Origin of the sequence: Paraglaciecola sp., assembly GCF_039942875.1 — a bacterium.
In the GTDB taxonomy this organism is placed as follows: domain Bacteria; phylum Pseudomonadota; class Gammaproteobacteria; order Enterobacterales; family Alteromonadaceae; genus Paraglaciecola.
Map to the genome: position 1 here is coordinate 165,029 of NZ_JBDVBQ010000044.1, position 12,152 is coordinate 177,180.

Annotated in this window: 10 protein-coding genes; 2 read left to right on the plus strand and 8 right to left on the minus strand. The window is 38.5% G+C overall.

The genetic code is table 11. From position 1 onward, the window contains the following. Positions 1 to 33: 33 nt before the first annotated feature. The 5 genes from ABJE44_RS15080 to ABJE44_RS15100 form a co-directional block, all read right to left on the minus strand. On the minus strand, positions 34 to 1,887 hold the full coding sequence (locus tag ABJE44_RS15080; RefSeq protein WP_348111420.1) for a protein kinase: 1,854 nt from the start codon (positions 1,885 to 1,887) through the stop codon (positions 34 to 36). A 3-nt stretch (positions 1,888 to 1,890) separates the two neighbouring features. Beyond that, positions 1,891 to 2,766 (minus strand): 23S rRNA (adenine(2030)-N(6))-methyltransferase RlmJ, encoded by an 876-nt coding sequence (gene rlmJ, locus ABJE44_RS15085; protein WP_348111419.1) that lies wholly within the window; start codon positions 2,764 to 2,766, stop codon positions 1,891 to 1,893. A gap of 89 nt (positions 2,767 to 2,855) precedes the next feature. Continuing rightward, positions 2,856 to 4,058 (minus strand): 2-oxo acid dehydrogenase subunit E2, encoded by a 1,203-nt coding sequence (locus ABJE44_RS15090; RefSeq protein ID WP_348111418.1) that lies wholly within the window; start codon positions 4,056 to 4,058, stop codon positions 2,856 to 2,858. 19 nt (positions 4,059 to 4,077) lie between these two features. Beyond that, complete coding sequence (locus ABJE44_RS15095; protein WP_348111417.1) at positions 4,078 to 5,055, minus strand: transketolase C-terminal domain-containing protein; 978 nt, start codon at positions 5,053 to 5,055, stop codon at positions 4,078 to 4,080. Positions 5,056 to 5,057: 2 nt separating this feature from the next. Then, complete coding sequence (locus ABJE44_RS15100; protein ID WP_348111416.1) at positions 5,058 to 6,242, minus strand: thiamine pyrophosphate-dependent dehydrogenase E1 component subunit alpha; 1,185 nt, start codon at positions 6,240 to 6,242, stop codon at positions 5,058 to 5,060. Positions 6,243 to 6,523: 281 nt separating this feature from the next. Between ABJE44_RS15100 and ABJE44_RS15105 the strand changes: the two genes are divergently transcribed. Together ABJE44_RS15105 and ABJE44_RS15110 are read left to right on the plus strand one after the other, a co-directional pair. Then, positions 6,524 to 8,377 carry a M2 family metallopeptidase gene (locus ABJE44_RS15105; RefSeq protein ID WP_348111415.1) on the plus strand — a complete coding sequence of 618 codons (1,854 nt, stop codon included), beginning with the start codon at positions 6,524 to 6,526 and terminating at the stop codon, positions 8,375 to 8,377. 381 nt (positions 8,378 to 8,758) lie between these two features. Next, positions 8,759 to 10,867: a sialidase family protein gene (locus tag ABJE44_RS15110; RefSeq protein ID WP_348111414.1), complete on the plus strand. Its 2,109-nt coding sequence runs from the start codon at positions 8,759 to 8,761 to the stop codon at positions 10,865 to 10,867. A gap of 70 nt (positions 10,868 to 10,937) precedes the next feature. Here ABJE44_RS15110 and moaE read toward each other — a convergent pair whose 3' ends face one another. The 3 genes from moaE to moaC are packed head-to-tail and all read right to left on the minus strand — an operon-like array spanning position 10,938 to position 12,148. Beyond that, positions 10,938 to 11,408: a molybdopterin synthase catalytic subunit MoaE gene (gene moaE / locus ABJE44_RS15115; RefSeq protein WP_348111413.1), complete on the minus strand. Its 471-nt coding sequence runs from the start codon at positions 11,406 to 11,408 to the stop codon at positions 10,938 to 10,940. A 2-nt stretch (positions 11,409 to 11,410) separates the two neighbouring features. Then, positions 11,411 to 11,671, minus strand: a complete 261-nt coding sequence (locus tag ABJE44_RS15120) for a MoaD/ThiS family protein (protein WP_348111412.1) — start codon at positions 11,669 to 11,671, stop codon at positions 11,411 to 11,413. A 3-nt stretch (positions 11,672 to 11,674) separates the two neighbouring features. Beyond that, positions 11,675 to 12,148, minus strand: coding sequence for a cyclic pyranopterin monophosphate synthase MoaC (gene moaC / locus ABJE44_RS15125; RefSeq protein WP_348111489.1), 474 nt, complete (start codon positions 12,146 to 12,148; stop codon positions 11,675 to 11,677). Positions 12,149 to 12,152: the final 4 nt, after the last annotated feature.

Consider the following 12,152-nt stretch of genomic DNA (forward strand, 5'->3'; position numbering starts at 1 on the left):
TTCTCTTTCTATTACAAACCTTTAAGCTGGAAGCTAAGATTTTAATTTTGGATCCGCTGGGTAAAATTTATCAGGTAATTGACTTTGATGCTTAAAGAATCTCGAATCTTTAAAGGGTAATTTCATAAAACCTGAAATTCCAACCCCTGAAATTTTAGGTATAAACTCAATCATTTGCTCTAATAGAGCTTTAAACTCAAAAGCTAAAGAGTGATTCAATAAAGTTAAATCACTATGTATTTTAAGGTGGGTTGGTAATGCTTCAAAAATAATACAGCCACTGTGATGAATGTTATTTAATTTTTTAATAACAGTCATGATGACATCCGGCAGTTCCAGATATTCATCTGGATCATCTCCATCTTCAAAATATGAATGCATACGACTTTGATTTTCTGGCCATGAAATGTCACTTAACGTAAAAGGAATGTCTACTTTATCGTTTGGTATAAATGATTTACTTGCTGATGACCGTTCAATATGCAGAGTGTCTTTAGCATTAAATAGACAAGATTTAAAAATGCCAACTCTGTGAATTGCTCTCGCCAAATGAACTAGATTGTTCAAAGATGATTGAAATGAGAGTTTCATGCCTGCATCGAATAAGGTTAAGTTAGAATCTATTAGCACCCCATTATTTTTCCAATGTATGGATATACCACCAACAACAGGAAATTTGGCTAAACGCCCAACAGCTGCGATAAAAGCTTTTTCAGTGTCGCCCATGCCCTGCATATAATTTTTGTAATATCGATCAAATTGAACGTCATCTATGTGGTGTAAGCTTTCTGCAGTTTTGTCTGACTCCCCCCTTAAAAATGATTTTCTAGAGCTGTATTCCACGGTATCAATAACTTTAGTTTCAGGGCTTATCCAAAATGGCAATAGCACTTTATAATCACTACGATTTACGTCATTAGTTACGATATTTCGCATGTGCCTCATATTGGTAATAAAATAATCACCGCCTTTTTCTCTAACAGTAAAATCTTCACTCATCATAGCTGTTAACGTTCTTGCCAACTCCTCAGGTAACCCTAATGCATTAGCAGATATAACCTTACAGCCAAATCGGCTAGATTGACCAGAAGCCAATGCATACAGAGTACTTGCAACACCTTGCTCATCAAAACGTACCGATGATAAAGCACCGTTTAATTGCTCATCACCTATAAAATATACATCCCCTAGACGAGCATTAGTTTGCTGCATATCACTAGACATCAAATCCATTATATTAGTGCCTAAAAATTGCCGATCTTCATCTAATTGTGCAAACACTGAAGACCCCCAGTCAATTAGCCCTAAGCCGCAAGTTTGTACCTTAAAAACTATATTTGATGGCTTAATATCTCCATGGACTATGGGTTTGTTGTAGCCTCGGGTTTTAAAAGTTCGAAGGTACACTAAAATATTGGCTAATTGCGCTGCAATCTCAATTAGCCAACTCACTGGTAAAGGCCCATATTTCAAGGATACTTTTTCTAAATCATCCCCTTCCGCTAGTTCCATTGCCAAAATCGACTGCTTTTTTATCCTTTGATACTCTATTAACTTAGGTACTAAGGGGTGGTTAATTAAACTTAACATATAAGCTTCTTCTTCAAGCCTATCCTGAATATGTTGCGATAAGTTTACTCTAGAGAATTTAAACACTTGTTTCTTAGGGAGCCACTTAGCAGCAGTTTTTGGCTCAGTAAGCATGCAAGAAAATACAAATCCAAACGCACCTTTACCAATTAAACAGATGTCTTCATATCCTAAGTACTGTAATTGGTTAATGCATAAGGTCACCCAGTCTTTTAACTTTTTTGCGTCTATATGACTAAGCAAATATACAGATTGCTCGTCTGGAATATAAAAGTGTCTTAATTTAGATTGATACAAAACTTAATCTTGAATTAACCATTCAACGTTAAAGCTTGCGCTACTGTCTTGGGCTAATAATGGGGTTATTTCTTGCAAACAATTGCTAATGCTCTCATTTAGTTGCCATGGCGCATTAATTATTGCAACTCCAGAACCATACATACCTGAATATTCATCTGCAGAAGTTACGCATAACTCAACATTAAGTAGGTTTTTAAAGGGCTGCTGGCGTAAAGAGTCCAAAAGTACTTGGCTTTTTCCGAGCTTACTATTTGTGTTGCTAATGTTGTTTTCATTACCATTACGTTCGCTGATAAGTGGATACCAGATTGCAAATATTCCAGTAGACCAACGTTTGTATACTTTAGATATTGTGTCTAAGACTTGTTCATACTCAGATGCAAGCTCATAAGGAGGATCTATTAATACTAACCCTCGCTTTATTTCTGGAGGAGTCATAGCAATTAACCCCTCAAATCCATCTCTATGATGTACTGAAATATTTTTACCATTTAAGTTATGTTTTAAGTTTTTAATTTCTTGAGTATTCCATTCCATCAAGGTTAATTTATCTTGCGGTCTCATACATGATTTAGCAATTTCTGGTGATCCAGGATACTGTTTGAACGTCTTATAAGCAGAAACAAGTTCTAGGTATTGGTTAATTACAGGTTCTTCAAAATTTTGACCTACTAAACAATCAATACCTTGTTTAAATTCTTGAGTTTTTAAAGCTTGTTCAGAATTTAGATTATAAACTCCAGCTCCACTATGGGTATCAAAATATACAAAACCTTTATCTTTACGTTTGAGTTTATTCAATAGGGAAATTTGGCAAATGTGCTTTAAAACATCACCGTGATTTCCCGCGTGAAAGCTATGACGATAACTAAACAATATGTAACTCCATTCTTATTAATAATATCTATGATAAAACAAATTCACTGGCGTCGTTAGCAGCTTTGTACAACGCCATAACGATTACTTTATAGTGGGTGTAATAAGCTAATTGGATTTTCGATATAGGATTTCAATAAGTTATTAAATTTCACCAAGGTTGAACCGTCTATAATTCTATGATCTGCAGACCAACTAACTTGCATTATGTTAACTGCTATAGCTTTATCTTGTTCATTAAATCTAGGTAAGCGTTGAATTCTGCCAAGGGCTAGGATAGCTGATTCTGGGGTGTTTATGATGGGGGTAACAACTGTGCCACCTAATACACCAATATTGGAAACTGTAATTGTGCCTCCTTTTAACTCTTCAGTTTTAACTCTTCCCAATCTAGCTCGGTCAACTAACTCGTTATACTGAGATGTAATATCCATTATAGAAAGGCGTTCAACCCCTTTTATATTTGGAACCAACAATCCTACTTTTGAATCAATTGCGAACCCAATATTATGAGTATCCATGTAGGTGATTTCTGAACAATCATCGTTTACTTGAGCATTTATAATTGGAAATTGGTGTAGCGCTAAGGAAATTGCTTTTATAAAAAATGGCATAAAAGTAAGCTTTAGTTGTTTTTGTAAGTAGGTATCCAGTAGCTGAGACTTTACATCAATTAGCTTATCTAGTTGAATTTCCTCACTGACACTAAAGTGTGGCACTGTCAAAGCTGCATGACTCATCTTTTTAGCCATAGATGCCTTAACCCCTTTTATAACTTCAACGGTATTATTTGCTTTGTTACTTTTGTCATCACTATCGCTCACTACAAATTGACTCAAGTCATCTCTAAGTACCCTACCTTTATCACCAGTTCCTTTTACTGTTGCTAAGTCTATGCCCATCTCTTTAGCCAATCGCCTAACCGCAGGACTCGCTAGTGCCTTTGATGGAGTACTCTCAATATTTTTAGTTTGCCACTCTACTTTTGAAGGGGAATTATCAGCAGATATCTCTGCGTTTGGTAGAACTGTTTCATTAACCTGTATGGTATTAGTATTAACAGTATCTATAGAAAATAATGGAAAATGAACTTTGGCAATCTCTCCTTCCCCATAATACAGTTTCGTGACTACGCCTGAGTATTTAGCTGGTATTTCAACTAAAGCCTTGTCTGTCATTACTTCAACAACTGGGTCATCTTCTTTAATCTTTTGTCCTTCAACTATTAGCCACTTTACTACCTCGCATTCAACTATTCCTTCACCAATATCTGGCAGAATAAAATCTTTCATGTGTATCTCCATAATGGTTTTAAAAGTTAACCGTGCGAAGAATTGCTTCAAAGGTTTTTAAATGGTCAGGCATATACTCTTTTTCGTGCGCTAATGGAAAAGGCGTGTCTAGGCCACACACTCGGCAGATTGGAGACTCTAAATTTAAAAAGCATTCTTGTTGTACTTTTGTTGTAATTTCAGCTGCAAACCCTGCTGTTTCAGGTGCCTCATGATTTATTAACAAACGCCCAGTGTTACAAACAGACCCGCAAATTTGTTCAGCATCCCAAGGCAAAATACTCACTAAGTCAATAATTTCACAGGATATACCTTGCTCTTCAGCCATTGCAGCAGCCTTTTCTATTATTTCTACTTGAGCTCCCCATGCCACTAACGTGATATCTGTGCCTTTTTTAATACGCTTCGCTTTGCCTAGTTCAAGTTGATAATCGCCTTCTGGCACTTCCCCTACTGAGGCTCGATATAGCCGTTTAGGCTCCATAAATAAAACAGGGTTGTCATCCCGAATGGAAGCAAGTAATAGTCCTTTTGCTTGGTATGGGTTACTAGGTATAACTACTTTAATACCTGGAATATGAGCAAAGAATGCCTCAGGAGATTGAGAGTGATAATGCCCCCCTGCTATCCCTCCCCCATAGGGCGTACGGATAGTTAAGGAGCCACAACTAAATTGCCCACCAGAGCGATATCGAAACTTAGCTGCTTCATTAATAATCTGATCGAAAGCTGGAAATATATAGTCTGCAAATTGTATTTCCGCGACTGGAGTTGCACCCTGAGCAGCGAGACCTGTAGCAAACCCTATAATTCCTTGTTCAGTTATAGGAGTGTTGAAGCAGCGGGCCTTACCAAATGTTTGCTGAAGATTACTCGTCGCTCTGAACACGCCACCAAAATGGCCGACATCTTCACCTAGCACCATGACATTTTCACTTTCTTTCATTGCAATAATCAGGGCTTGATTCACAGCTTGAAGCATATTCATAGCTGTCATCTTTATAACCTCCCCGAGGTTCTTGGATAATGCTTTGGATATTTAGCAATATGTTTTTTTAAATCAGATACTTGTTGTTTTAAATGCCATGGAGGTGTGTCATATACATCTTCAATAATGTCATCAATCTTACAGATTGGTACGTTTTCAGCTTCTTTGAGTGCGGCTAAAACTTGCTCTCTAGTTTTCTCGAAAAAGTGTGTAATCTTGGTCTCATCTAGCCAGCCTTTTTGTTTCATCCAGAGGCTAAACCTCAATATTGGGTCTCTTTGTTGCCAAATGGATTCTTCTTCTTTAGAACGATAGCTAGCTGGATCATCAGAGGTTGAGTGTGCCGCTAATCTATAAGTCATCGCTTCGATGAGGACAGGACAATGTTTATGTAGAGCAATATCTCGAGCTTTTAACGTAGCCATATAAACAGCTAACGCGTCATTACCATCAACTCTAATGGTCTTAACGCCATAACCAATACCTCTGGAAGCTATTCCGTCACCTGCAAATTGTTCTTCAGAGGGCGTAGAGATGGCATAACCGTTATTACGACAAAAAAAGATTACGGGGCAATTGAGAACAGCAGCCATATTTAAACCACCATGAAAATCCCCTTCTGACGCAGCGCCTTCTCCGAAATAACAGATTGTAATTGCTGCCTCACCAGCCATTTTTTGACCATAAGCATAGCCACTGGCTTGTGGTATTTGGGTACCTAAAGGTGATGAAATAGTCATGAAATTTAGCGCTTTTGAACCGTAATGAATTGGCATCTGACGTCCTTTATTCAGTTCCCTTTCGTTACTAAATAGCTGATCCATAAACTCCTGAGTTGAAAAGCCACGATAGGCTAAAGCACCTTGCTCTCTATATTGAGACATAATCATATCTTGGTCATGGAGTGCGGCGGCGCTGCCAATTATCGCGGCTTCTTCTCCGGTACAAGCCAAATAAAAACTAATTCTACCTTGTCGTTGCGCGGCTACCATACGCTCATCTAAAATTCTAATGTAATGCATAGTTTGCAGAATTTTTACTGCTGTAACTTTGTCTATTTCACAATCGCTAACTTCAGCATGTAAACAACCATCCTGTTGCAACAAGCTAAACATGGGGATGTCAGTTAAGGCATTTTCAATTATTTTGCATAAATGAGATGACCCAATTTTTGACACATGATTTCTTTTTTTCATACCACCCCACCAAGAAACAATTAATCTACATATGTTATATAAATGTAAATTCTAGTTGTCTGGTACGGGTAATGTTTTGCAAAATCATCTAACAAACTAAGTAACACCAAACAGGATTACTATAAATATCAAATAAATAATGATGAATATCCTAGTAATGCTTACAAAAGTAGGTTTGATAGCTTAATTAAATTGGGCCTATGGTATTTGAGTACTTTTAAGGTAAATTAATCAGATAACTCCGAACAACAATTTTAATAACACATAAAAAAGGGAAACCGATGCAGATACGATACCCGTTCAGCGCCATGATGCTTTCTTTAACACTAGCATTATCTGGTTGTGGGGATGATTCCGTCCCAAGCCAAGCCTCCAAAACCAAAGAGCTAACCACTCAGCTAACAGCACAAGATGCAAAAGAATTTGTAGAGCAAGCACAACAAGAGGTTGAGCAGTTAATGGGGCCTGCCGCTCAAGCTGCATGGGCTTATCAAACTTATATTAATCAAGACACCGCTGCATTGTCAGCCTATATGAATGAAAAGATAGGTAGCCTATCTACAAAATTGGCGAAACAGGCAGCTGATTTTAATAACGTTGAAGTTGATGCCGATACCCGACGTAAACTGAATTTAATGCGCAATAGCTTAGTTTTACCGGCACCGGCTGATCCTAATAAATCGCAAAAATTATCTCAAATCACCTCTGATTTAGAGGGTATGTATGGCAGTGGTAAATATTGCACTGACAAAGAAAATTGCATGGGTTTGACTGAAATGTCAGCAATTATGGCAAGCAGTCGTGACGAAGCAAAACTTTTAGAACTTTGGCAGGGATGGCGCAATGTGTCCCCTCCTATGAAGCCTTTGTACGAAGAGGAAGTCGTACTTGCTAATGAAGGAGCAAGAGAGCTCGGTTTTGAGGATATCAGTGATCTTTGGCGTGGTAGTTATGATATGCCAGCCCAAGCCTTTTCGGTAGAACTTGATCGTCTGTGGGGACAAGTTAAACCTTTTTATGATGCCCTACATTGTCACGTAAGAGCGGAACTAGGTGAAGAGTACGGAGAAGATAAAGTACCCCAAGACCAGCCCATACCGGCTCATTTACTCGGTAATATGTGGGCTCAATCTTGGGGTAACATTTATGACATTGTCAAACCTGAACAAAAACTAGAAGTGATCGATGTGACAGCGGCTCTTACTAAACACAACTACGATGAAATAAAAATGGTGAAGCAAGCTGAATCATTTTTTTCATCATTAGGGTTTGAGCCTTTACCTGATACCTTCTGGGAACGCTCACAGTTTACTAAGCCAGCTGATAGAGATGTGGTGTGTCATGCATCAGCTTGGAATTTAAACGACATTGATGATTTACGTATTAAAATGTGTATTCAAAAAACAGGTGAAGAATTTGCTGTGATTCACCACGAACTCGGTCACAACTATTATCAACGTGCTTACAATACACAACCTTTATTGTATAGGGGCTCTGCTAACGATGGATTTCATGAGGCAATCGGCGACACCATTGCTTTATCTATTACTCCTAAGTATCTAAAAGAAATCGGTTTAGTGGATACGGTTCCTGATGCATCTAACGACATAGGTATGTTACTTAAGCTTGCCTTAGACAAAATTGCCTTTGTTCCCTTTGGTTTGATGGTGGACCAATGGCGCTGGAAAGTATTCTCTGGTGAAGTAAAGCCAGAAGACTACAACAAAGCTTGGTGGGAATTACGAGAAAAATATCAAGGAGTCATGGCTCCGGTTGAGCGCCCAGTTGATGCATTTGATCCCGGAGCTAAATACCATGTACCAGGCAATACTCCTTATACTCGATATTTTTTAGCACACATTTTACAATTTCAATTCCATAAAACATTATGCGAGATTGCGGGTAATACAGACCCTATTCATCGGTGTTCAATTTATGGCAGTGCAGAAGCGGGCAAGGCATTAAACGCTATGTTAGAAATGGGAAAAAGTAAAACTTGGCAAGAAGCCTTGGCTAGTTTGACTGGTAAAGGAGAAATGGATGCCAGTGCTATACTTGATTACTTCGCTCCGCTCAAAACTTGGTTAGACGAACAAAATCAGGATAGAACTTGTGGGTGGAGCCAGAATATCTAAGTGTACTATTGCTCTAATCTGAGTATATTGCCAAGGAAGGCTAACTCAATTTTATTTAACTTACCTAACCTTAATAAGCAACTCATTGATTCGCTTACATCTAAAAGTCTGACGCGGGACGTCACTAACTAAATAAGCACTAAATTAGTACAAATCACTAAATAGGTGACTTTATAACCTCTTCGTTTCTAAAATTTGTTAATAAGCTAACAGTTTGAAAAAAATCATAAATGCTTAAAATAACAACTAGTTAGATTGTTATTTTTGTCGCAATAGTGTCTTTATTACAAGATTAATTTACAAAAGAACTTTGGCACTGATATTGCGTTTTTTTGAATTAAGTCATTTGCACTTATGTATTCACTATTAAGGATGATCGATATGCCCAGCCGTAAATTTTATAAAAGTCTAGTGCCTTATATTACTTCACTAACATTCTGCACTGTTTCTGCAACCGCAGAAATAGCATTCTATGAGCCCGTTAATCTTTCATACACTTCTGGACATTCATTTGCTCCCACAATAGATGTAGATAGCTCTGGTAATGTGTATGTTGCCTGGCACGACAATGACCTAGGTAATCAAGATATTTACTTTATAAAGTCTAGTGATCATGGTGAGACCTATGATGGTAAATTGAATATAAGTGAAAATGAGGGAAATTCTAGTTTTGCCGATATGGCCATTTCAGATTCTGACAATATTTATCTCAGTTGGGCAGATAATACTTCTGGCAAGTCAGATATTTTTATCAGTTTTAGTACAGATGATGGTACGAGCTTTTCTTCGGCTCTTAATATTACTAATTCGGACGTAAACTCTAGTTCGGTAAAATTAGCAACAGATTCCAGAGAAAGGCTCTATTTAACTTGGATTGAAGATGCGTCAATTAGCTTCGCAGCTGTAAATAATGGCGCCAATGTAAACAGCGTAAAAAACCTTGGCAACGGAGGCTCCCCTGGCGTAGCGGTTGATAGCGATGACTATATACACTTAGTTTATCTGGCCGCGCCAAATGATGATGGTGAAAGGCATGTTTTTTACACTCACTCTAGGGACGGGGCGAATTCGTTTTTGGACCAAGTTCAAATTTCCAATGGCATTAAAATTAGCGCTCCTTCAATAGATGTAAGTGACAGCGGCAATGTTTATGTGGTTTGGAGCAACACCCCCACTGAAGGTGAAGAAACAGATTTATATTTCACAGTGTCTACTGATCAAGGCCTGAACTTTAGTGAACCTAAAAACATTTCAAATAATGAAGGTGTTTCAGTTTTCCCAAATGTGTTTGTTGATACGTTAGGTACTGTTCATATAGTGTGGAATGACACTACACCGGGTAATTACGAAACCATGTATAGTTACTCAAACGATGCTGGCCAAACTTTCTCGCCCCCCTTAAACATTACACCCAGTGAATTAGGCTCATTAAAAGCGCAAGTGGCAGCTGATTTAGATGGTTATGTCCATGTCGCTTCTGATGATAATAGATACGATAGTGTATTCGAAGCGGTTGTTGCCACGGGCAAAGATGGCATTCCTACTTTCACAGATATCTCACTAAGTGCTGAGGTTTTAAGTCCAAATGGTGACTTAGAAGACGATCAGATTTCATTTAGTGGTACTGCTAGTGAAAACATGCTTTGGATTGCTGAAATTTTTGAAGAGGGTGAAACTAGGCCGGCGTTTATTAAAAAAGGCTTGGGAAACAATATATATGCTGAATGGGATGGACGTACGACTAGAGGCGGCCTAGTTGATGATGGAACGTACCAAATAACCTTGAGTGGGCGTACTCAAACAGGTGTTAATGCAGTTGTTGAGAAAGCATTTTTTTCAGTTAATTCAACTGCTGCAGATGCTACTCCCGAATTAATTTCGTTTAATGCAGCCAATACAATATCTCCTAATAATGATGGACGTCAGGAGGAAGCCTATTTTGATTTTGAGTTTAATAAATCAGTTACTTGGACTTTCACAGTGGCTAATCAACTAGGTGAGTTAATATTTGATACCTCTGGGACAGGGACATTAGGAGAGGTTATATGGGATGGAACCAACAATAATGGCGCGACTGTTGAAGATGACACTTACATTATCTCTTTGGTGGGCAGTGATTCATTTTCTCAAAGTATAGAGACCGAAACAGAGATTCTTGTGGATACAATTCCTCCCGAATTCAGTAATTTTTCAATTACACCTGACCCCTTTTCACCTGACGATGACGGTATTTTAACAATCAGCCTAGACGTTTCAGCAAGTTCATTAGTTACCGTATATATTTTACAAAGTGACGGGGTCGGCTTAGTGAAAGATCTAGATAGAACTTTGTACGAAAGGGAACAAACCGTAACGTTAACCTGGGATGGAACAGCAGATGGGGGGAATCTGGTTAGCCCAGATAACTATCAGATATCTATATGGATACGTGATAACGCTTCTAATCGAGTGAGCCCCTACCCGATAAAAACCATGATTACCGTGGAATAATGATTTAAACAAGTATTAATAGGTCACATACTTATTCACCTTTTGTTGTCTAAGCTCTAGGTGAATAAGTTTAAATACCCCATAACTTGGCTTTGTGGTTATCACTTTGTTTAGCGTCAACCCAATATTGACCGTCTTTAGTGGTTTCCTTTTTCCAAAATGGCGCTTGGGTCTTAAGGAAGTCCATAATAAATTCAGCACCTTGAAATGCAACTTGTCTATGTTGACTGGTCACTCCAACAAATACAATTTGTTCTGATATTTGTAGCCGCCCTACTCGATGAACGACTCTTATTCGGCCTAAAGGCCATTTGTCTCTCGCAAGTTCAATAATCGATAGTAATGATTTCTCGGTCATACCTGGGTAATGCTCAAGGAATAAACTTGATACTGAGTTGTCTAAATTCATATCTCGCACTAAACCACAGAATGTCACTACCGCTCCATCACGACTGTTGCCATCTATTAATGCTTGGTATTCAGCGGCTAAGCTAAAGTCATCTTCTTGAACCTGAATATACGTTAATGTATCCGCTTCCATTATTAGCCCCCCGTTACCGGTGGGAAAAATGCGATTTCATCCGAGTCTTTGATTGGCGTATCTTCCGTCGCCATTTGTTGATTTACCGCCACTAACGCTGAGCCATAAGCTAGGTTTTCTTTCCAAACATCTCCTTTCGTCTGTAAAAAAATCCTCAACTCTGCCACTGAATCTAAACACTTTGAGCCATCAACTAATTCAAGGGGCAAACGAGAAGTGTCTAACCGTTCTTTTAATTGTCCAAAAAATAAAATAGTTACCATCTTTTAGTCTTGCCTTGTCCAGTCACCGCTCTTGCCACCTTGCTTTTGCAATACCTTAATATTGTTAATCGTCATTAAGGGATCAACGGCTTTACACATATCGAATAACGTCAGGGTTGCCACACTCACAGCGGTTAGGGCTTCCATTTCAACGCCAGTCTTACCGGCAAGTTTACATAAAGCCTCGACTTTTATAGTGTTTTCACTAGGTTCAGGGATAAAGTCCACTTGTATTTTGGTAAGCATTAATGGATGGCATAATGGAATTAAATCGCCACACTTTTTGGCTGCTTGAATACCAGCAATTCTTGCTACAGATAACACGTCACCTTTAGCGTGCTGATTGTTAACCACCATATCAAATGCCACTTTCGACATCTGGATACTGCCCTGTGCTATGGCTTGACGCTGAGTGACCGATTTATCTGACACGTCAACCATATTTGCTTGACCGTGCTCATCAACATGAGTCAACACATCA